Source organism: Cellulosilyticum sp. I15G10I2, from assembly GCF_900095725.1.
Taxonomy (GTDB): Bacteria; Bacillota; Clostridia; order Lachnospirales; family Cellulosilyticaceae; genus FMMP01.
In genome coordinates, this window is record NZ_FMMP01000011.1 from 202,872 (window position 1) to 224,764 (window position 21,893).

A 21,893-nucleotide genomic window follows, 5' to 3' on the forward strand; every position below is an offset into this window, starting at 1 on the left:
ATTTTATCCATTTTAAATTAATCACATAAAAGGTATTATTGAAATATACAATAAAACATACAAAGTTTCAAGAAATTTTGTATAAAATGGAGGGGTTAAGCGCATGAAAAAAGTATTAGCATTGACAACTGCACTGTTAATGACAGCTACTATTTTTACAGGATGCTCAGGGGCAAAAAGCACGACAAGCAATCAGGAAACGAAACCAACAACTGGGGGAGAAAGTAGTAGTGTATCTAGCAGCAAAGAAGGCATTACACTTACTTTTGGGTCTCACCAATCAGGTCTTCCGACAACAGGTATTGTACAAAGCCTAGCCAAGGAATTTGAAGCTGAAACAGGTATTAAAGTAGATTTTCAGATTTCACCAGATGCCCAGTGGCGTGATTTAATTAAAGTAAAGCTTAATGCAGGGGAAGCGCCAGATATTTTCTGTGTAGATGCGGATCCACTCAGTTTAAACGGAAGAATTTTACCAGAAGAAAACTGTGTACCTGTAACAAATGAAGAATTTGTAAGCCGCATGGATAAAGATGTGCTACCATCTATATCTTATAATAATCAGGTATATGGTATTACCTTCCCAGGCAAAAAAATGTGGTTTTATGTTTATAACAAAGATATATTTAAAGAATTAAATCTTGAAATACCAACAACTTATGAAGCTTTTAAGGGCGTATGCCAAAAGATTAAAGATGCTGGCATAACCCCGGTTTATGAGCCTACACAAAATGGGTGGCATCAAGTACTTCCACTCTTTGAATCGGGACCAATGTATGCTAAAAATCATCCAGGGCTTTATGAAAAAATGAATAATAATGAGATGAATTTAAGTGATATTCCTGAGCTTTTAACGATTGTTAATCAGCTTAAAGAATTTGCGGACTTAGGTTTTTATGGTAAAGATTTCTTAAGTGATACATTTGAAAATGCAAAAGCAGCTTTTGCAAATAGACAGGTTGCGATGGTTCTAGTGGAAGCTGGCTGGGCTTTTGAGGTCATTGCAGAACATCCAGATGTGAAACTTGAGCAATTTGGGATTTTTACAATGCCGTGGGCAGACAATCAAATGGTGGGTGTTAACCCTGCAAGTAATGCTTATTTTATTAATAAGAACAGCAAAAATGCAGAAGCAGCAATGGAATTCTTCAGATTTTTGGCAAGACCGGAAAACCTTCAAAAACGTTTTGAAGGACAGCCAGGACTTCTTGAAATATGCTGGCCAGAAGTACCTTCAAGATACCCTGATGAATTTAAGACTTATATTGATTCTTTAGAAAAAGGTACAGTTATGCAGGCAGCTGTTTCCTATGTAGACAGTCAGTGGATGGAGGTAGGTAAAGATTTAGAGGATATGTATGTAGGGGCTAGTACACCAGAGCAGCTTATTAAAATTATTTCAGACAGAAGAGATGAACAGGCTAGGTTGCAGAACGATCCAGCGTGGGCTAAATAAGAGGGTAAAATAAGGGCAGGAAATAAGTGTTAATGATAGGAGTACCCGTATTTTTGGGTACTTTTATCATTTAATAAACGTGATATTTTACCAGAAAGAGAGGTAGAGACATAATGAATACAAAAAAGATTTATCCATGGTATTTTGCCGCAGCAGCTATTATCATTTATTTTGTGTTGTGCTTTTTGCCAGGTTTGTTAGGTTTGTTTTATTCACTTACGGACTGGAATGCTTATAGCAGTAAAATTAATTATGTAGGCTTTAGAAATTATTTAGACATTTTTAAAGATAGTTCACAGTATCGTACTTTTATTTGGAATACCTTGGTTTTTACAGTGGTTACCACTGTACTAAAAACGGCAACAGGTCTTAGCATGGCGCTCGTTCTGACGAATAAGCGCATCAGGCTATGCAATTTTCACAGACTGGTCATTTTTTCTCCACAAGTTATGTCTTACTTAGTGGTAGGCCTGGTATTTAAAAGTCTCCTCCATCCTTCCAATGGGTTTGTGAATAACTTTTTAAAAGATATAGGCATGGAATTTATGGCAAAAAGCTGGTTGACAGATTTAAGTCTTGCTTTTGGGACAGTTATGACTGTTGATACATGGAAAGGTGCAGGTTATATTATGGTCATTATTATTGCTGCGCTGCAGGCTATATCTCCTACATATTATGAAGCAGCAAGTATTGACGGCGCTTCTTATTTAGATAAGTTTAGATATATTACGCTGCCGCTTTTAAAACCTATACTTGTAAGTGCAACAGTGCTGAATGTAACTTATGGACTTCGGGTATTTGATATGGTCTATGCCCTTACTAATGGGGGACCTGGCAATGCCACCGGGGTTATTAACACCGCTGTCTATAAAGAATTTTCAAAAGGTAATTATGCAATGGGGACTACTTTATCTAGTGTTTTATTTGTAATCGTTCTTGGCCTTTTATATTTTATTGTAAAATCTATGGAAAGTAAGGAGGTTGATGCATAAAATGAAAACTAAAAAAATAGTATCAGATATTATCATGAATGCCATTGTATGGAGCATTAGTTTAGTTGTGCTCATCCCCTTAGTAGTTATTTTACTTAATGCGTTTAAAAGCCAAGCAGAAGCCAATAGTATGTCTTTTTCACTTCCAAAAGAGTGGATGTTTGAGAACTTTTTGGTAGTTGTTGAAAGAGGCAAGCTGGTAGCTTCTTTTCTTAATAGTTTACTTTATGCGGCAAGCAGTTCTGTAATAATTATTTTAATTGTAGCAGCTGCTGTATTTACTTTAGCGCGAAACAGATCACAATTTAATCGGTTTATTTATTACTTTTTGATTGCAGGTATTTCCATTCCTATTAACCATGTAGCGCTTATGGAAGTTATGAAACTGACTTTTTTAATGAATACAAGAATAGGCATTATACTCATTTATACAGCCATGAATATTCCACTTAGCATCTTTTTAGGCTATGGCTTTGTTAATACCATTCCAAAAGAGATTGATGAGGCAGCGGTTATTGATGGCTGCACACCGATAATGTTATTTGGAACGGTTATTATACCCCTTTTAAAACCCATTTTATCGACATTGTTTATTCTTAACTTTATGACTGTGTGGAACGATTTTATCATGCCTCTTTATTTCTTAAATAATTCTGGGCAGTGGCCTATGACACTGGCGGTCTATAATTTCTTTGGAGCTTTTGAAAACTCATGGAATCTCGTAAGTGCCAATATTGTACTAACACTTCTCCCGGTATTTATTGTATTTATTTTAGGTCAAAAACATATTGTAGGCGGTATATCAGCTGGAGCTGTAAAAGGCTAAGAAAGGAGTTTGAAAAATGAAATTTACAGATGGTCAATGGCTAAACAAAGATAAACATACACTACTACATCCACAGCAAGTATTTGATGTAAAACATGAAAATGATACACTCGCAGTGTATGTCTTTACTCAATTTGCACCTGGAAGAGCAAAAACATTGGATCAAGGGACACTAACAATCCGGTTAAGCTCTCCACAAGAAAACATTATTAAAGTATGTATCAATCACTTTGAAGGTATTAAAGAGAGAGGGCCGGTTTTTCCTCTTAATATCCAGTCAAATATAAAAACAGCGTACGAAGAAGACGAAAAGAGTATTACTTTTATCACAGGAAAAACAAAAGCGGTTATTCAAAAAGAAGTTTTTACGATAGCGTATTTCTACGAAGATAAAAAGCTTACTGGCAGCCTGCCTAAATGCGCGGCTTATATCAATAATGAAAAAGATGAAAAATTTATAAGAGAACAGTTAAGCTTAACTGTGGGTGAATGTGTTTATGGACTTGGAGAGCGCTTTACGCCTTTTGTTAAAAATGGGCAGGTTGTAGAGATGTGGAATGAAGATGGCGGAACGTCTTCAGAACTTGCCTATAAAAACATCCCCTTTTATATAACCAATCAAAATTATGGCGTTTTTATTAATCATCCAGAAAAAGTATCCTTTGAAGTAGCCTCAGAGCAAGTAGAACGGGTACAGTTTTCGGTACCAGGAGAAAAACTTGAATACTTTATAATTGGTGGAAGCAATATGCGTGAAGTTATTGCAAACTATACGGCTCTTTCAGGAAAGCCTGCCTTACCGCCGGCTTGGTCTTTTGGCTTGTGGCTTACTACTTCTTTTACAACAAGCTATGATGAAAATACAGTCAATGAATTTATAGAAGGTATGTTTAGCCGTGATCTTCCGCTGCATGTTTTTCATTTTGACTGTTTCTGGATGAAAGAAGTGGAATGGTGCAATTTTGAGTGGGATGAAAGCGTATTCAAAGATCCAGAGGCGATGCTTAGACGCCTTAAAGATAAGGGGCTTAAAATCTGTGTATGGATCAATCCTTATATTGCTCAAAAATCTAAACTTTTTAAAGAGGGCATGGAAAAGGGCTACCTTGTCAAACTTGCAAATGGAGATGTGTGGCAATGGGATAGATGGCAAGCAGGCATGGGACTTGTAGATTTTACAAATCCAGCTGCCAGCGAGTGGTATCAGGAAAAATTAAAAGCACTTTTAGATATGGGGGTAGATTCATTTAAAACTGACTTTGGAGAGAGAATTCCAACACAAGTTGTTTATTATGATGGGTCAGATCCGATAAAGATGCATAACTTCTATACCTATTTATATAATGAAGCAGTGTTTGATTTGCTGGTTAGAGAACGAGGCGCAAATGAAGCAGCGCTTTTTGCAAGGTCAGCTACAGCATGTGCACAGAAATTCCCTATTCATTGGGGCGGAGATTGCTGGGCGACGTATGAATCAATGGCAGAGAGTCTAAGGGGTGGATTATCTTTATGTATGTCTGGATTTGGATTTTGGAGCCATGATATCAGTGGGTTTGAAAACTTAGCAAGTCCTGATATTTATAAACGTTGGGTGGCATTTGGTTTGTTGTCAACACACAGCAGACTGCATGGCAGCAGTTCTTACCGTGTGCCATGGCTTTTTGATGAAGAAGCAGTAGAGGTGCTGAGGTATTTTACTAACTTAAAATGTAAACTAATGCCTTATCTTTATAACGAAGCGTATAATACTTCACAAACAGGTTATCCAATGATGCGTTCTATGGTAATGGATTTTAATGAACCAGCCTGCAAATATTTGGATACACAGTATATGCTGGGAGAGTCGCTGATGGTAGCGCCGATCTTTAATAATGAGGGAAAAGTAAGCTATTATCTGCCAGAAGGCAAGTGGATGAATTTTTTGACGGGCAAGACACTAGAAGGGGGGCGGTATTATACAGAAACCCATGACTATATGAGTATTCCGCTTATGGTTAAAGCTAATACACTTATTGCGATAGGTCATAATGATCATGATGTTGTATATGATTATGCCGAATGTGTTGAAGTGCAGCTTATCCATCTTGAGGAAGGGCAGAAGGCCTCTGCGGTTGTAAGAGACCATAAGGGAGAGATAGAACTCATTGTTAAGGCGGTATATTACAGCGGTGTTTTAACAGTTACATCAGAGGGAGTGGGCAAACCATGGACATTGCTCCTAAGAAATATTGATAAGGTAACGGCGGCTGTGGGGTGTAATATAGAAGGCGTAATAGAAGGTTCTAAAGTTACACCAACGGATTATAGCGGCACTATAACGATTGCTTATTAATAATACACCAAAAAAGATATGCGTAAAAGCATATCTTTTTTGGTGTATTATTAGTTGGAATGACGAGACTCGAACTCGCGACCTCTTGCCCCCCAGACAAGCGCTCTACCACCTGAGCCACATCCCAATAGTATGACTGTTTTTTATTATCTCGAGATTATATTATACAATAAAATAAATCTAGATTCAATGCTTAATTCATCTAAATACTTTAGGCAATATAAATAATATATATTTTATTGACAATAAAAGAGTAAGTGATACAATAGATGCATAATACATCTATTGTATCATACATTAGAGTTAAATAGATTATACCGGTATATCATTTATAGAGTAGGGAGGAGAATAAATGGACCTGCAAAAGATCAAGTTACTAAGAGAAAATGTAGAGAAGCTTCAGTTGAATATGAATTGGAGATTAAAAGAAGAGCTTAGCTGCTGCGGCATCACTTTAGCACAATGTCAAATACTTACAGCACTTGAAAACAAAAAAGAAGTATGTATTGCACAACTTGCAGAGGCGTTAGGGGTAGATTCTAGTACCCTTAGCCGTACAACAAATAGAATGGTTGAAGCAGGGCTAATAGATAGAATTGCGAACTCTTCAGATAGACGCTATGTAAGCTTAACACTTACAAGTCAGGGAGAAGAACTCTATCATTATATAAAAGACAGAGACCTGTGCTATTATAAGAAAATACTTGGACTTATACCAGAAGATAAAAGAGAACAAGTCATTGAAAGTTTGACATTAGTTGCAGAGGCTTTAAAGTCATATAAGCAATAATTAGCTGATATTAAAGGACCACGAGGAGTAGAGTACATGAAAAAGATTGATTTGACAGAAGGCAATATTGTAAAGGTTATCATTGCACTAGCGCTTCCAATTATGGGAAGTTCATTTTTGCAATTAACTTACAATCTTGTAGATATGATATGGGTAGGGCGCCTAGGGAGTGATGCGGTAGCCAGTATTGGTTCATCAGGATTTTTTATAGCATTAGGTTATGCAATTAATGCACTAGTTATCACAGGAACAGGTATAAAGGTTGCTCATGAAGTGGGCAGGAAAGACGATGCTGCAGTAGAAGAATATATGAATGCAGGCATTATTTTAAATGTTATAATTAGTGTAGGGTATGGCGCTATTTTATTGGTATTTGGAAAAGTTTTCATTGGATTTTTAAAGTTAGGTGATCACGCAATAGAAAGAGATGCCTATTTGTATCTGCTTATGAATATACCTATTCTATTCTTTTCCTTTTTTAATATGCTTTATGTAAGGGTGCTTGGCAGTTTTGGGAATACTAAAGCAGCGCTCAATATTAGCGCAATAGGACTTATTCTCAATATTATCTTAGACCCGATACTGATCTATGGCCTAGAACTAGGCATATTAGGGGCAGCGATAGCTACACTTTTTGCAAATAGTGTGATGTTTATAGTTTTTAATGTAAAAGGAAAGGATTTCTTTAAATATAGGAAAAAGGTAGGAACTAAGTATGCAAGAATGAAAGAAATTATAAGACTTGGCATACCTATGGCTACTCAGAGAATATTATTTACGTTGGTGGGCATTGTACTTGCGAGGATTATAGCAAGGTTTGGTCCAGGGGCTATAGCAGCACAGAAGATTGGGTTTCAAATAGAATCTATCGGTCTTATGGTAACAAGCGGATTAAGTGGTGCAGTAGCGAGCTTTGTAGGACAAAATTATGGAGCGAAGAAGTATAAGCGTATTAATAAAGGCTATGATGCAGCATTCACAATGGGAGTCCTCTATTCTAGTGTTATGGCGGTGATCGTTTTAAGTATACCAGAAACACTTGTTAGTATTTTTGTTAAAGAACAAAATACTATTGCTATAGCAAGTGAGTATCTTAAAATAGTAGGGGTGACACAAATATTTGGCACAATCGAAATGGTGTCTAATGGAACCTTTACAGGGCTTGGACTTCCTAAAATTCCAGCGACTATAAGTATTATCTTTACAATGCTGCGTATACCGCTGGCGATGTTGTTTGCGCCGTTGTGGGGATTAACTGGCATATGGCTTAGTATTACAGTTTCAAGTGTATTAAAGGGCGTTAGTGCCTACTTAATTTATAAATTTAAAGTTTGGAAGGAGTATAAGGATGCTTTATCTGTTTAAAGAATTATTTGATAAAGAAGAACTCCTCAGTGGGAGATTTGGTATTGAAAGAGAGGCACTTAGAGTAAAAGCAGATGGCAAGCTTGCCGTGACTAATCACCCAGAGGTATTTGGTGATAAATTATTAAACCCATATATTACGACAGATTTCTCTGAAAGTCAGGTAGAGCTTATTACGCCTGCATTTAAAACAACCAAGGAAGCCTATTCATTTCTAAACGCACTTTATGATATCGTGGTGTTAGAAATAGGGGATGAATACTTATGGCCACAGTCTATGCCATGCGATATACCAGATGATGAACATATTCCTATCGCTAAATACAGCGATTGTGGAGAATGTAAGAAGGCACGGGAATATAGAGAAAAGTTATTCAAAAAGTACGGGGGCAAAAAACAGCTTATCTCAGGTATTCATTACAACTTTTCTTTTGAGGAAACATTATTTGAAAAATTATATGAACATCAAAAACCTCATATAAGCTATAAAAGCTTTAAGAATAATCTGTATCTTAAAGTGGCAAGAAATTACTTAAGATATAGATGGCTTCTTATTTATCTGATGGGGGCTGCTCCAATTATTCATTCAAGCTATTCAAAAGAATGTACTAAAAAGCTATTACCCATTAAAGAGGATAGTTTCTCAAATACAGGAGCCATCTCTTATAGAAATGGAGAATGTGGCTATAAAAATCACACAGATTTATACCCAGACTATACAAGTTTAGAAAGCTATATTACAAGCATAGAAGACTTTGTAAAAGAAAATATGATACAAAGTCATAAAGAGCTCTATACTCAAATTAGACCCAAAGCTAAAGATAATAGAGATCTTTTACATTCGTTAAAGGAAGATGGTATACAATACATTGAAATAAGGAGTATAGATATTAATCCATTTGAAAAAGGTGGTATTAGTTTAGAAGATTTAGATTTTATTCATCTTTTTATGCTCTATTTACTGCTAAAAGAAGAGACATATTACTTAGAATGGCAGCAAGAGGCACTTGAAAATCAAAAGTTGATTTCAAAAAATGGGATAGAGGATATAATGTTCAAAATGAACGGCGAAGAGAAAAGCCGCGTAGAGTGGATGCTTGATCTCTTAGAAGAAATGAAAAACATGAATGCTGTTTTAGAACTTGACAAAGAGGTGCTTATTGACAAAATGATGGAAAAGGCACTTCAAAGCTCACAGATTTATGCCTATCAGATTACTGAGAAAGCAAAAAAACAAGGTTATCTAGAAGCACATATTGAGTGGGCTAAAAGGTATAAACAAGAATCCTATCATAACCGTTATAAGCTTGAAGGTTATGAGGAACTTGAACTATCTACCCAGATTCTTATGAAAGAAGCTATTAAAACAGGTATTCATGTTGATGTGCTTGATAGGTCAGATAATTTTATAGCATTTCGTAAAGGTGAGCTTATAGAGTATGTTAAGCAGGCGACTAAAACTTCTAAAGATAGTTATATCACAATGTTAATGATGGAGAATAAAACAGTTACTAAGAAAATACTAACAAAAAACGGTATTAATGTGCCAAAAGGCATTGAGCTGAGTTTAGGTCAGAGTCTTGAACTTGCTGCTGCTAGATATGAAGGTAAACCTATTGTTGTTAAGCCAAAGTCGACGAACTTTGGAACGGGCATTAGTATTTTCCCAGAGGGTGCCTCAAAAGAAGATATTATGCGTGCACTAGAAATAGGCTTTAAACATGATCATACAGTACTTATTGAAGAATTTGCAAAAGGCAAAGAATATAGATTTTTAGTAGTAGGCGATCAGGTAGTAGGTATTTTGCACCGTGTTCCGGCTAATGTGGAAGGAGACGGTATGCATACGATAAGAGAATTGGTGACAGCTAAAAACCAAGACCCTTTAAGAGGCAAAGGGTATAAGACGCCTCTTGAAAAGATTGAGCTTGATAATAGCAGTGCACTCTTTTTAAAGCAAAAAAATATTGACTTTGACTATATTCCTCAAATATCAGAGGTAATATATCTTAGAGAAAACTCCAATATCAGTACCGGCGGAGACAGTATTGATTATACCGATAGTATTCCAGTCAAATTTAAAGATATTGCTGTTAGGGCTGCAAAGGCAGTAGAAGCCAAGTTTTGTGGTGTAGACATGATGCTAGAAGAGTATGAGAATCCAGAGAGTAACTACTCCATTATAGAAATAAATTTTAATCCAGCAATCCATATTCATAGTTTTCCTTATAAAGGTAAGGAGAGGAATATAGCTAGAAGTGTCCTAGAAGTACTGGAACTTATTTGAAAAAGTCACCCAAATACGTATACAAGAGGGGGAGTGCTCGGATGAATTTATTTGGAAAATTAAAGTTAGGGATGAAAATATCTATTGGTTTTGCTATGATTCTTGGCTTGCTCATTATTGCAATAATGGTCTCATTATTTAGTTTGAATAACCTTAATACACATTTTACACAGTATGCAGAAATCTCAACTAATGAGATGTTAGTTGGAAGAATCCAAGCCAATTTACTTGAGACGCGTCTGGCAGCAGAGAACTTTATACAGTTTGGAGAAGATTCACAAAAAGAACTTTTTGAAAGCCGTTTTTACAAAATGGAGGGATTTATTTTTGAGCTTAAAAGCAGCATGAATAATCCTGAAGTACAGAAGATTATGGAACAAATCCTAGAACGTTCAAGAGAATATAAAAATGACTTTAATAAAATTGTTGAAGGGGATAAAAAAAGAAGTGTATTATATAATGTGCTTGCGAGCAGGGGACCGGAAATCGAACAAAATTTGTTGCAGTTATTAGAGTCGGCTCACTTAAAAAAGGATGCAGCACTTATTTATGGAACGGGAAATGCGATGAGGCACCTATTAACAGCAAGACTACAAGTTTCTAGATTTCTAGAACTTAATGAAATGGATAGGGTCAAAAATGTAGTTGAAGACTTTGCCAAGATGGATGAGTGGATAACATTTCTTAAAAATGTGAGTGACAGTGAGGATGAAAAGAGACTTTTAGATTTAATACAAACTAGTAAAGAGATCTATGCTGAGCATTTTACACAGATTGTATCTGTGATAGAAGATCGCAATAAAGCAATCAGTCACTTAGATCAAATAGGTCCAGAAGTATCAGCTATTGCTGAAGAGATCAAACTTTTTATTATAGAAGAACAAGCAGCGTATAAGCCTAAGATAATAAAAGAATATCGCGTGATGGTAACTAGAATGATTATACTATCGTTATTGGCATTATTTTTAGCTATTATTATTGCTCTAGGTATTATAAGAATTGTCATTTTTCCAGTTAAAACCGTTACAAATACTTTTAAAGAAATTTCGGAAGGGGAAGCAAATCTAAACGTAAGATTAAAAGTGAGCTCCGAAGATGAATTAGGAGAAATGGCAAAATTTTTTAATACATTCATGGAAAAACTGCAGATTATTATAGGCGAAAACAACAATCAAAGCTGGCTTAAAACAGGTCAGGCAGAACTTAGTGAAAGAATGAGCAAAGAACAGGATATGAAGATGTTATGCGGCAATATCATATCCTATATAGCCGTGTATTTGAATGTACCCATTGGAAGGGTATATATTAGAAATGAAAATGACAGTTATGAGCTTCAAGGAGTCTATGCCTACAAAAAATCTAAAAACTTTTTAGAGGTGATTAGTTTAGGAGAGGGCCTTATAGGACAAGCAGCGCTAGAAAAGCAAAAAATTCTACTATCAAATATTCCAGAAGATTACTTGAAAATAAGCTCGGGGGTGGGGGAAGCTAAGCCTAAGAGCATTATTGTAGTACCTTGTTTATTAAATGATAAAGTAGTAGGCGTTATAGAACTAGGCACATTTCAGGGGTTCACCCCTATACAGCTCAAGTTTTTGGATGAAGTCAGTGAGATGATAGCCATAAACATTAGTTCATTACAGGCGCACCTAAAAACAGAGGAACTTCTCCAGAAAACACTTATACAGTCTGAAGAATTACAAGTTCAGCAAGAAGAATTAAGACAAAGCAACGAAGAGTTTGAAGAGCAGACAAGATCCCTTAGGGAGTCAGAAGAAAGATTGCAAGAGCAGCAGGAAGAATTAAGAGTTATTAATGAAGAGTTGGTAGCACATGCTAGAAACTTAGAGATACAAAAAAATGATATCAATAAGAAAAATGAGCATTTACTGATGGCACAAAAGGAAATTCAAGAAAAGGCAGAAGCCGTAGAAATAGCCAATAAGTATAAATCAGAATTCCTAGCCAATATGTCTCATGAATTACGAACCCCTCTAAATAGTATATTGGTACTATCTGAGCTTTTAGCGCGCAAAAAGGATTTGGAGCCGCTCACTCAAAAACAGCTTGAGTTTGCGAGTACCATACACACTTCAGGTTCAGAACTTCTTAGACTCATAAATGATATTTTAGATCTTTCAAAAATAGAAGTCGGAAAAATGGAGGTTCATTTAGAACCTATGAGTTTTAAGGAACTCGCTTATACGATGGATAAGAATTTTAGACAAATTGCAGAAAATAAGGGTTTGGACTTTAATATTATAATTGATAAAACTTTGCCTGAAGCTATCATTACAGATAGTCATAAAGTTAGACAGATTGCAAATAATTTATTATCTAACGCATTTAAGTTCACTGAGAAAGGCAGCGTGTCATTAGAAATTCTTTATCCTAATAAAGAGATTTTAGGGGATGTACCAATAGACAAGCATAAGTGTATAGCTATCGCTGTATCTGATACAGGAATAGGTGTTCAGACGGAGAAGCAGTCAGTTATTTTTGAGGCCTTTAAGCAATCAGATGGCACCATAAGTCGAAAATATGGCGGGACAGGCCTTGGATTATCTATCACAAAGGAGCTTGCCGCGCTATTGGGCGGCAGTATTCATTTAGTCAGTGAGGCAGATAAAGGAAGTACCTTTACACTCATTCTGCCATTAGAAACGCATGCTACAGGGGCAGAAGAAAACAATGTCTCAGAAGAAGTCACAGATGGTCAAGAATATGCTAATAGCCTCGAAGAGGAGTTAATCAGTGATGTAAATACGGGTACACGTGCAGAAAAAATACTTCTTATTATTGAAGATGATTATCATTTTGCACATGTTTTAGAAGAACTTGCAGTAGAAAAAGGATATAAGTGTATAACGGCAGAAAATGGTGCAAGGGGTATTGAGCAGGCAAGGGTTCATAAACCAGATGCAATTCTACTAGATATCGGCCTTCCAGATATAAATGGATGGGAAGTCATAGAAAAACTAAGAAATGAATGCGAAATAGATATACCTATCCATATTATTTCAGGAAGTGATGCTCTAAATATAAGCCAGCAGGCAGATGCTATAATAGGGTACATGCAAAAACCATTAAGTATAGAAAATATCAATAAGGTATTTAATACAATTGAAGCAGTTACAACCAAAAAGTTCAAAAAATTACTTATGCTCGGGATAGATGACGATGTAAAACAAAGCATAGATGAAATAATAGATAAAAAGCATATTATGATTTCTTCAACAGATAAGGGGAACGAAGCCATTCATTTATTAAAAACAGAGGGCTATGATTGCATTATATTAGATCTAAACCTAAAAGATATGTCGGGATTTAATTTTCTTAAACAGCTTGCAGACGAAATGACTCTGCATATTCCTATCATTATTTATACTGAAAATGATTTAACCCAAGATGAGGCAGGTGCATTGCAGAAGTATGCTAAAAGTATTATTGTTAAGGGAACAAAGTCGATGGACAGGTTAACTTCAGAAGTGAATTTATTTCTTAATACATTAAATACTGCTGAGAATGTTCAAAAGGCGAGAATGGTTCGTACAGCTGAAGAAAAAGAAGAAGCTTTAAGGGGAAAAAAGATATTAATTGTAGATGATGATATGAGGAATGTATTCGCGCTCTCAAGTATATTGGAAGAAAAAGGAATCAAAATAGTGGTAGGGCGTAATGGTAAAGAAGGCATAGATAAACTAAGTGAACATGCAGATATTGATTTAGTTTTAATGGATATTATGATGCCAGAGATGGATGGCTATACAGCAATGCAGCAGATTAGAAAGCGTCGTGCATATGCTAAGATACCTATTATTGCTTTAACAGCTAAAGCTATGAAAGAAGATCGTCAAAAGTGTATTGAATCAGGAGCAAATGATTATTTAACAAAACCTATTCAAATAAATAGGTTAATATCACTTTTAAGGGTGTGGTTATATAAATGATGCAGAATAATACGTTATCACACTTAAACAATGAAGATATTGAGATTAAGCTTTTGTTAGAAGGCATTTTTTTAAAGTATGGTTATGATTTTAGAAATTATTCTCAGGCGCACATTAAAAGGCGTATTCTACGCAGACTTACCATTTCTAAATTAGACAGTATTTCAGAAATGATATATAAAATTTTACAGGATAGAGATTATTTTGAAATATTGCTAATGGATTTTTCCATTAATGTGACAGAAATGTTCAGAGACCCAGCTTTTTACGAGGCCTTAAGAAAAGATGTTATACCTATTTTAAAAACCTACCCTTTTATAAAAATCTGGCATGCAGGATGTTCAACAGGAGAAGAGGCGTACTCGATGGCTATACTTCTTAAGGAAGAAGGTTTATATGACAGATGTCAAATCTATGCAACCGATTTTAATGAAACAGTTCTGCAAAAGGCAAAAGCTGGTAGGTATCCTATCGATCAAATAAAGGAATATACCTATAATTATCAACAATCAGGAGGGCTTGTTTCTTTTTCAGATTATTATACAGTTAAAGCTGACTGCGCTATAATAGATGAGGAACTGAAAGAAAAAATTATCTTTGCAGATCATAACCTCGTAATAGATGGTGTATTTGGTGAAATGAACGTTATTATATGCCGCAATGTATTAATATATTTCAATAGAGAACTTCAAGATAGAGTCATTACGCTGTTTTATGACAGTTTAAATTTTGGAGGTGTTTTATGTTTAGGAAGCAAGGAGAGTCTAAGGTTTTCAAGCCACGAAGAGAGGTTTAGAGCTATTGACTTAAAGCATAGAATATTCCAAAAGAAATTTGAAGTTTAGTTGATAATAATGTTATGTCAGTGTCTTATTTCACGTATATGGAGGGATTGAGATGAAGTATCAGGCTGTTGTTATAGGGACTTCACTTGGAGGTATGGAGGCACTAAAGATTATTCTTACTAGCCTGCCAAGAGATTTTTCACTACCGATACTCATTGTACAGCACTTGAGTGCACATTCAGACAGTTTTCTGGCAAAGTATTTAGACAACATATGTGAGATTGAAGTAAAAGAGGCTGATGAAAAAGAAAGAGTTATTTCAGGCTGTGCCTATATTGCACCTCCAAATTATCATCTTATGGTAGAAAAAGAGGGGCATTTAGCCTTATCAGTTGATGAAAAAGTTAACTATGCAAGGCCGTCTATAGATGTGCTTTTTGAATCAGCGGCAGATGCTTATAGAGATCAATTAATTGGCGTCATTCTTACAGGTGCCAATAGTGATGGCGCTTGGGGTATAAGGCAGATTAAAGAAAATGGTGGAACTACTATAGTTCAGGAACCAAAAACAGCTGTATCTTCTATTATGCCCAGTGCAGCGATTAAGTCAGCAGATATAGATTATATAGTACCACTTTCTTATATTGGTGAATTATTAAATCTTTTAGCAGAGTGAGGTGCATAAAGTGAGTGACAGTGGAATTAGTATACTAATTGTGGATGATAGACCAGAAAATCTTCTAGTTCTTGAAGGATTATTAGAAGATTTTAATTGTAATATTATTAAGGCTGCTTCAGGAAATGAAGCACTAGGATTAATGCTGGAGCATGAATTTGCGCTGGTTTTACTTGATATACAGATGCCGGAGATGGATGGTTTTGAAGTGGCAGAATTTATGAGGGGCAGTGAAAGAACCCGTCATATTCCCATTATATTTGTAACAGCTATCTATAAAGAGCAGAAGTATATGTTTAAAGGTTATGAAATTGGAGCGGTAGATTATTTATTTAAACCTATTGAACCTATTATATTAAAGAGTAAAGTAAGTATATTTTTAGAACTTGCAAGACAAGCTGTACTGCTTAAAGAAAAAGCAGCACAACTTGAGCAGAAATTAAAAGAAGTTTTAGAACTTCAGAAGAAAAATGGAGAGCTTTTATCCCTTTCTAATCATGATGGACTCACTGGCGTACCTAATAGAAGGAATTTTGATCAGTATATTGAGATCAGCTTTAAAACCGGTATAAGGGAAAAGATGCCATTATCCGTTATTATGATAGATATTGATTACTTTAAAGCCTATAATGATACATATGGTCATATTAAGGGCGATGATTGTCTAATAGGTGTTGCGAAGGAGATTGCAGCTTCAGTTAATCGACCGGGTGATTTTGTGGCACGGTATGGAGGCGAAGAGTTTGTTGTAGTACTTCCGAAGACAGATGCGGAAGGTGCTAGAAAAATAGCGGAGATGATTAGATCAAATGTTAAAGCCTTGCATATTCCCCATGAAAATTCTAAGGTTCATCCGTATGTGACAGTGAGCCTAGGGGCAGCTTCAATGATTCCTGATGCTACTCATACTATTGAAGCATTTATATCTAAAGCAGATCAAGCACTTTACGAGGCAAAACAAAATGGACGGAATCAAGTTAAGGTATATAGCTCTAAATAAAACAGATAAAAAATAAAAATTGACAGTAAGGTCAGTTTGTGCTAAATTTGTACTTAAGAAAATTGAATAAATCTTCAGGGCGGGGTGTGAATCCCCACTGGCGGTAAAGCCCGCGAGCCATAAGGCAGATTCGGTTAGATTCCGAAGCCAACAGTATAGTCTGGATGAAAGAAGAGTATTAGCATTAATCTAGAATTGTTTATTATTATTTTTATGATAAACAAAAGATAGATCTATTTTGCCAAGTTAAGCCCTGAAGAGATTCAGGGCTTTTATTTTTTTGTAAACACGTAAATTTATTAGTTGTTATGGGTAACAATATATTAAGAGGTGTTAAAGGTCGAAAGAAAAACACTTTCAATTTTTTATTTGTGGCAATATCACAAGCAAAGCTTGTGATATGCAATGGGGGTAAATATGGATACAAAATATATGAAAAGAGCATTGGAGCTGGCCCGGAAAGGTGCGGGTTATACAAATCCTAATCCACTAGTAGGAGCAGTTATTGTAAAAGATGAAAAAATTATAGGTGAAGGTTACCACGCGGTATATGGAGGCCCCCATGCTGAGGTTAATGCTTTTAGAAATGCTGCTGCTGATATTAAAGGGGCTACAATGTATGTTACCCTTGAACCTTGTTCGCATTATGGCAAAACCCCTCCTTGTGCCTATCGCATAGTTGAAGAGGGCATCAAAAAGGTTGTAGTAGCTACGCAAGATCCTAATCCAGAGGTCTCGGGCCGTGGGATTCAAATTTTAAGGGAGCATGGGATAGAAGTTGTTGTTGGCATCTTAGAAGAAGAGAGTATGAGACTCAATGAAATATTTTTTAAATATATAACAACCCAGCGGCCATTTTGCATACTTAAGACAGCTATGACGCTGGACGGCAAGATCGCCACATGCACGGGAGATTCAAAATGGATAACAAATGAAGCTTCAAGAGAGTATGTACATGAATTAAGGCATAGGGTTTCAGGCGTAATGGTTGGAGCGGGTACAGTTATTCAAGATGATCCTTTTTTAAATACAAGACTTCAATCAGGAAATGCAAGTGACCCTATAAGGATTATTGTAGATACCAGCGCAAAAGTACCTTTAGAAGCTAATATATTTCATATTAAATCTATGTCTGGCACCATTATTGCAACTACAGAACTTGCAAAAGAAGAAAAAATTAAAGCTATTCGGGCAACGGGGGCAGAAGTTATTATTTTGCCGCTTATAAATCAGAGAGTTGATCTTAATGAGCTTATGAAAAAACTTGGAGAAAGAAAGATAGACAGCGTGCTGCTAGAAGGCGGAAGTGAGCTTAATTATTCGGCGCTAGATGCAGGGATAGTTGATAAAGTGAGTGCCTTTATTGCACCCAAAATAATAGGAGGCAGCATGGCTAAGACACCGGTAGGCGGAGGCGGAAAACTTTTTATGAAAGAGGCAATCAAGCTAAATGATGTTAAGTGGCAGCATTTTGGAGAAGATATTATGATTGAAGGTTATATAAAAATGGAGGGCTAAGGTTTATGTTTACTGGACTTGTAGAAGAAGTTGGAACGGTTGAATCAGTTACTAAAGGGGTGGCCTCAGCAAGAATTACAATAAGAGCAAGTAACATTTTAAAAGATACAAAGCTTGGTGATAGTATAAGTACGAATGGTGTTTGTTTGACTGTTACAGACTTTTCAAAACAAAGTTTTTCTGTAGATGTAATGGCTGAAACCATGAGACGGAGCAATCTGTATCTTTTAAGACCGAAAGATGCAGTTAATCTCGAAAGAGCGCTTAGAGTAGGAGACCGATTAGGCGGCCATTTTGTAAGCGGACATATTGACGGGATGGGCATTATAAAAAATTACCAAGAAGAAGATAATGCCGTATGGATAACAATATCAGCAGAGCCTGAGATTTTAAGGTATGTTATTCAAAAGGGTTCTATTGCCATAGATGGTATTAGTTTAACTATAGCTTATATAGATGATAGTGTATTTAAAGTTTCTATTATTCCTCATACCAAAGAAATAACAACTTTACTTAGAAAAAATGTAGGTGAACATGTTAATTTAGAATGTGACATGATAGGAAAATACATTGGTAAACTCATTGACCCTAGGGATAATAAAGTTGAAAAGAAAGCTATAGATTTAGACTTTTTAAATCAGCATGGCTTTTTATAAAAAGAGAAGGAGAACAGAAAATGTATAAGTTTAACACAATAGAAGAAGCTATTAATGATATTAAGGCAGGCAAAATGATAGTTGTAGTAGATGATGAAGATAGAGAAAATGAAGGGGATCTCTTGATGGCTGCAGAGCTGGTTACACCAGAGGCAATCAATTTTATGGCAAGATATGGATGTGGCTTGATATGTATGCCTATTACAGGAGAAAGGCTTCAGGAACTAAATATTGGGCCTATGGTTGAGAGCAATACTGATTCACATCAAACAGCTTTTACCTTATCTATTGATGCAATAGATACCACAACAGGCATATCAGCTCATGAAAGAGCCATAACAGTTAAAAAGGTATTAGATCCCAAGGCAAAAGCAAGTGATTTTAAAAGACCGGGGCATATGTTTCCACTTGAAGCAAAATCCGGCGGTGTACTAAAGCGTGCTGGCCATACTGAGGCAGCAGTTGACTTAGCTCAGCTTGCTGATTTATATCCAGCAGGTGTGATATGTGAAATTATGAATGAAGACGGTACAATGGCCAGAGTACCAGAGCTTATGGAGTATGTTAAAGAGCATAACTTAAAGATAATAACTATTGCAGATTTAATCAAATATAGAAGAGATACAGAAGTTTATACGCAGAAGGCTACAGAAGCTAAACTGCCTACAAAATATGGAGACTTTAAAATAGTTGGTTTTGAAAACACATTAAACGGAGAACATCATGTTGCGCTCGTTAAAGGCGATGTAGCAGATGGTGAGCCTGTACTTGTAAGAGTACATTCAGAATGCCTTACCGGAGATGCGTTTGGGTCCTTAAGATGTGACTGTGGTGAGCAGTATGCACAGGCTATGAGAGCAATAGAAAATGAAGGCCGTGGCATTTTACTTTATATGCGTCAAGAAGGCCGTGGCATAGGACTTATTAATAAAATAAAAGCGTATGAACTACAAGATCAAGGGATGGATACAGTAGAAGCAAATCTAGCCTTAGGATTTAAGGAAGATCTTAGAGACTATGGAATAGGGGCTCAGATACTCGCTGATCTTGGGGTGAAAAAAGTAAAACTCATGACCAATAATCCGAAGAAAATTAAGGGGCTATCGGGATATGGTATAGAAATCACAGAAAGAGTGCCAATACAAATGAATCATAATGAAAGAAATGAATATTATTTAAGAACTAAAAAAGAGAAACTTGGACATATGTTAGAATTTAAGGAGGAGAAATAATCATGAAAGCATTTGAAGGAAACTTAATCGCGGAAGGTTTGAAATTTGGTATCGTTGTTGGAAGATTTAATGAGTTTATAGGGGCTAAACTTGTAGGAGGTGCTATAGATGCACTAAAAAGACATGGTGCATCAGAAGAAGATATAGAAATGGCTTGGGTACCAGGTGCGTTTGAAATCCCTCTTATTGCAAAAAAGATGGTAAAAAGTAAAAAATATGATGCGGTTATATGTCTTGGTGCTGTGATACGGGGTTCTACACCGCACTTTGATTATGTGTCTAACGAAGTAACAAAAGGAGTGGCACATGTATCTCTAGAAACAGAAGTACCGGTAGTATTTGGGGTTTTAACAACAGATACTATTGAGCAGGCTATAGAAAGAGCAGGTACAAAGGCTGGAAACAAAGGCTATGATGCAGCTGTTACAGCTATAGAAATGGCAAATCTTATAAAACAGTTTTAAGATGGAGGAGGTTGTTTTTGATTCCCTTTAAAAGCATAAAGACAATATTTTTTGACTACGATGGAACACTGCATAATAGTTTAACCCTATATGCACCAGCTTTTAGAAAAGCATATGCCTTTCTTGTAGCAAATGGATACGCTGATGCTAAAACATGGTCAGATCAAGAAATAGGCTATTGGCTTGGTTTTAATCCACAAGATATGTGGCAAACTTTTATGCCAAAGCTTAGTGAAAAGATGCGAGAGAAATGCAGTGGAATTATCGGAGAAGAGATGAAGCATCAAATCTCGGAAACAAAGCCTTTTCTCTATGAGGGGGCAGAAGAAGTATTGCGATACCTTAAAGAAAAACACTATCATCTTATTTTTATAAGTAATTGTAAAACCTATTATAAGGAGTATCATACGAAGCTCTTTGGTTTAGATCAATATTTTGAAAGCCTTATTTGCTCAGATGAATATAACTTCATTCCCAAACACGAAATTTTAAATAAAGTAAAAGATCACTATCCAGAAGAACGCGTGATAGTGGGAGATAGAAAACAAGATATGGAAGCCGGTCAGAAGAATGATATTTATACGATAGGTTGTACGTATGGATTTGCAAAGCCTGGAGAGCTTGATAGGGCTGATCTTAAGATAGATGATATTAGAGCACTAAAAAAATATTTATAAGAATAGTATTTAAGGTACTTATCTTGTTAGAATAAAAAACACGGATGTCATTTAAGAAAAGTATAAATGATAGTCGTGTTTTTTACGTATAATGTTTTGCTAGATTATTTCACAGATTTACCACAATATATTTTAGATTGCTTCATATAGTATTTTGTGAAATAGAATAGCTATAAATGAAATAGGAGAAAACAGGTTAACAAAATGATACTTATCAGGTATAATTAAAATAGATTAAGTTACTTTATAACTTAGGAGATGATATGAAATGAAAGAAAGTGATGTTTTAAAACTTGAAAATCAACTGTGCTTTTCAATATATGCGGCGTCTAGAGCGATAACGAAGATATACAGACCTTTTCTTGATGAACTTGGTATTACGTATCCTCAATATCTTGTAATGCTTGTTATATGGGAAAATAATAGTATTACTTTAAAAGAACTGGGCAATAAGTTATATCTTGATTCAGGAACATTAACACCGCTACTTAAAAGATTAGAACGGATGGAATTAATAAGAAGAGAGCGCTCAACAGAAGACGAAAGGCTTTTATGTGTATCTGTTACTGAAAAAGGCTTAGCTATGAAGGCGCAGGCTATAAGCATACCAGAATGTATTTTAGGATGTATCCCAACTGATATTAAGGGACTTGTTCATCTGAAAAAAGAAATAGACAAGCTGTTGATGGATCTTAAAGAACAAGCGTAATGGATATTGATTTAATTTGAACATTATGTTAATTTTTACTTGTCTATACTATCTATATTATAGGTTTTAGCGTATAATATAAATATATTACTAACATAATAATTACATCAGCAGGTTGGCCAAGTCTATTCTGTAAATTTTTGAATGCGTATGAGAATTTGAGAAAATGGGGGGATTA

At 35.7% G+C, this 21,893-nt stretch carries 17 protein-coding genes, 1 tRNA gene and 1 riboswitch; of the genes, 17 read left to right on the forward strand and 1 reads right to left on the reverse strand.

Annotated features, from left to right (window positions below):
• Positions 1-103 precede the first annotated feature (103 nt).
• The 4 genes from BN3326_RS12995 to yicI all read left to right on the forward strand — a co-directional run bounded on the left by BN3326_RS12995 (position 104) and on the right by yicI (position 5,606).
• A complete protein-coding gene (locus BN3326_RS12995) occupies positions 104-1,456 on the forward strand; it encodes an ABC transporter substrate-binding protein (protein WP_069999674.1) in 1,353 nt (450 codons plus the stop codon).
• A 113-nt stretch (positions 1,457-1,569) separates the two neighbouring features.
• The gene (locus tag BN3326_RS13000; protein WP_069999675.1) at positions 1,570-2,448 is read left to right on the forward strand and encodes a carbohydrate ABC transporter permease; all 879 of its coding nucleotides are present in this window, start codon (positions 1,570-1,572) and stop codon (positions 2,446-2,448) included.
• Position 2,449: 1 nt separating this feature from the next.
• Positions 2,450-3,274 (forward strand): carbohydrate ABC transporter permease, encoded by an 825-nt coding sequence (locus BN3326_RS13005; RefSeq protein ID WP_069999771.1) that lies wholly within the window; start codon positions 2,450-2,452, stop codon positions 3,272-3,274.
• 16 nt (positions 3,275-3,290) lie between these two features.
• On the forward strand, positions 3,291-5,606 hold the full coding sequence (yicI, locus tag BN3326_RS13010) for an alpha-xylosidase (RefSeq protein WP_069999676.1): 2,316 nt from the start codon (positions 3,291-3,293) through the stop codon (positions 5,604-5,606).
• Positions 5,607-5,660: 54 nt separating this feature from the next.
• Here the strand turns inward: yicI and BN3326_RS13015 are convergent.
• Positions 5,661-5,733, reverse strand: a tRNA-Pro gene (locus BN3326_RS13015).
• Positions 5,734-5,958: 225 nt separating this feature from the next.
• Between BN3326_RS13015 and BN3326_RS13020 the strand changes: the two genes are divergently transcribed.
• The 13 genes from BN3326_RS13020 (at position 5,959) to BN3326_RS13080 (ending at position 21,715) form a co-directional block, all read left to right on the forward strand.
• Entirely contained in the window at positions 5,959-6,396 is a 438-nt protein-coding gene (locus BN3326_RS13020) for a MarR family winged helix-turn-helix transcriptional regulator (protein ID WP_069999677.1), read from the forward strand.
• A gap of 36 nt (positions 6,397-6,432) precedes the next feature.
• On the forward strand, positions 6,433-7,761 hold the full coding sequence (locus BN3326_RS13025; RefSeq protein WP_069999678.1) for an MATE family efflux transporter: 1,329 nt from the start codon (positions 6,433-6,435) through the stop codon (positions 7,759-7,761).
• Entirely contained in the window at positions 7,745-10,048 is a 2,304-nt protein-coding gene (gshAB, locus tag BN3326_RS13030) for a bifunctional glutamate--cysteine ligase GshA/glutathione synthetase GshB (protein WP_069999679.1), read from the forward strand. The genes BN3326_RS13025 and gshAB overlap by 17 nt, the downstream gene beginning before the upstream one ends.
• Before the next feature lie 41 nt (positions 10,049-10,089).
• Positions 10,090-13,998, forward strand: a complete 3,909-nt coding sequence (locus BN3326_RS13035) for a response regulator (protein WP_069999680.1) — start codon at positions 10,090-10,092, stop codon at positions 13,996-13,998.
• Positions 13,995-14,843, forward strand: a complete 849-nt coding sequence (locus BN3326_RS13040; RefSeq protein WP_069999681.1) for a CheR family methyltransferase — start codon at positions 13,995-13,997, stop codon at positions 14,841-14,843. Before BN3326_RS13035 ends, BN3326_RS13040 begins: the two co-directional genes overlap by 4 nt.
• Positions 14,844-14,895: 52 nt before the next feature.
• Positions 14,896-15,459, forward strand: coding sequence for a chemotaxis protein CheB (locus tag BN3326_RS13045; RefSeq protein ID WP_069999682.1), 564 nt, complete (start codon positions 14,896-14,898; stop codon positions 15,457-15,459).
• A gap of 10 nt (positions 15,460-15,469) precedes the next feature.
• Positions 15,470-16,459, forward strand: a complete 990-nt coding sequence (locus BN3326_RS13050; protein ID WP_069999772.1) for a GGDEF domain-containing response regulator — start codon at positions 15,470-15,472, stop codon at positions 16,457-16,459.
• Between the two features lie 66 nt (positions 16,460-16,525).
• Positions 16,526-16,639: riboswitch (FMN riboswitch) on the forward strand.
• Positions 16,640-16,876: 237 nt separating this feature from the next.
• Entirely contained in the window at positions 16,877-17,977 is a 1,101-nt protein-coding gene (ribD, locus tag BN3326_RS13055; protein WP_069999683.1) for a bifunctional diaminohydroxyphosphoribosylaminopyrimidine deaminase/5-amino-6-(5-phosphoribosylamino)uracil reductase RibD, read from the forward strand.
• Between the two features lie 5 nt (positions 17,978-17,982).
• Positions 17,983-18,633, forward strand: a complete 651-nt coding sequence (locus BN3326_RS13060; RefSeq protein WP_069999684.1) for a riboflavin synthase — start codon at positions 17,983-17,985, stop codon at positions 18,631-18,633.
• A gap of 20 nt (positions 18,634-18,653) precedes the next feature.
• The gene (locus tag BN3326_RS13065; RefSeq protein WP_069999685.1) at positions 18,654-19,865 is read left to right on the forward strand and encodes a bifunctional 3,4-dihydroxy-2-butanone-4-phosphate synthase/GTP cyclohydrolase II; all 1,212 of its coding nucleotides are present in this window, start codon (positions 18,654-18,656) and stop codon (positions 19,863-19,865) included.
• Between the two features lie 2 nt (positions 19,866-19,867).
• The gene (gene ribH / locus BN3326_RS13070) at positions 19,868-20,329 is read left to right on the forward strand and encodes a 6,7-dimethyl-8-ribityllumazine synthase (protein ID WP_069999686.1); all 462 of its coding nucleotides are present in this window, start codon (positions 19,868-19,870) and stop codon (positions 20,327-20,329) included.
• A gap of 17 nt (positions 20,330-20,346) precedes the next feature.
• On the forward strand, positions 20,347-21,006 hold the full coding sequence (locus BN3326_RS13075) for an HAD family hydrolase (RefSeq protein WP_083258709.1): 660 nt from the start codon (positions 20,347-20,349) through the stop codon (positions 21,004-21,006).
• A gap of 268 nt (positions 21,007-21,274) precedes the next feature.
• On the forward strand, positions 21,275-21,715 hold the full coding sequence (locus BN3326_RS13080) for a MarR family winged helix-turn-helix transcriptional regulator (RefSeq protein ID WP_069999687.1): 441 nt from the start codon (positions 21,275-21,277) through the stop codon (positions 21,713-21,715).
• Positions 21,716-21,893: the final 178 nt, after the last annotated feature.

Bases quoted from the DNA above. Each gene is read 5' to 3' on its own strand.
- BN3326_RS12995 (WP_069999674.1), top strand. From the start codon at position 104: ATGAAAAAAGTATTAGCATTGACAACTGCACTGTTAATGACAGCTACT.
- BN3326_RS13000 (WP_069999675.1), top strand. From the start codon at position 1,570: ATGAATACAAAAAAGATTTATCCATGGTATTTTGCCGCAGCAGCTATT.
- BN3326_RS13005 (WP_069999771.1), top strand. From the start codon at position 2,450: ATGAAAACTAAAAAAATAGTATCAGATATTATCATGAATGCCATTGTA.
- yicI (WP_069999676.1), top strand. From the start codon at position 3,291: ATGAAATTTACAGATGGTCAATGGCTAAACAAAGATAAACATACACTA.
- BN3326_RS13020 (WP_069999677.1), top strand. From the start codon at position 5,959: ATGGACCTGCAAAAGATCAAGTTACTAAGAGAAAATGTAGAGAAGCTT.
- BN3326_RS13025 (WP_069999678.1), top strand. From the start codon at position 6,433: ATGAAAAAGATTGATTTGACAGAAGGCAATATTGTAAAGGTTATCATT.
- gshAB (WP_069999679.1), top strand. From the start codon at position 7,745: ATGCTTTATCTGTTTAAAGAATTATTTGATAAAGAAGAACTCCTCAGT.
- BN3326_RS13035 (WP_069999680.1), top strand. From the start codon at position 10,090: ATGAATTTATTTGGAAAATTAAAGTTAGGGATGAAAATATCTATTGGT.
- BN3326_RS13040 (WP_069999681.1), top strand. From the start codon at position 13,995: ATGATGCAGAATAATACGTTATCACACTTAAACAATGAAGATATTGAG.
- BN3326_RS13045 (WP_069999682.1), top strand. From the start codon at position 14,896: ATGAAGTATCAGGCTGTTGTTATAGGGACTTCACTTGGAGGTATGGAG.
- ribD (WP_069999683.1), top strand. From the start codon at position 16,877: ATGGATACAAAATATATGAAAAGAGCATTGGAGCTGGCCCGGAAAGGT.
- BN3326_RS13060 (WP_069999684.1), top strand. From the start codon at position 17,983: ATGTTTACTGGACTTGTAGAAGAAGTTGGAACGGTTGAATCAGTTACT.
- BN3326_RS13065 (WP_069999685.1), top strand. From the start codon at position 18,654: ATGTATAAGTTTAACACAATAGAAGAAGCTATTAATGATATTAAGGCA.
- ribH (WP_069999686.1), top strand. From the start codon at position 19,868: ATGAAAGCATTTGAAGGAAACTTAATCGCGGAAGGTTTGAAATTTGGT.
- BN3326_RS13080 (WP_069999687.1), top strand. From the start codon at position 21,275: ATGAAAGAAAGTGATGTTTTAAAACTTGAAAATCAACTGTGCTTTTCA.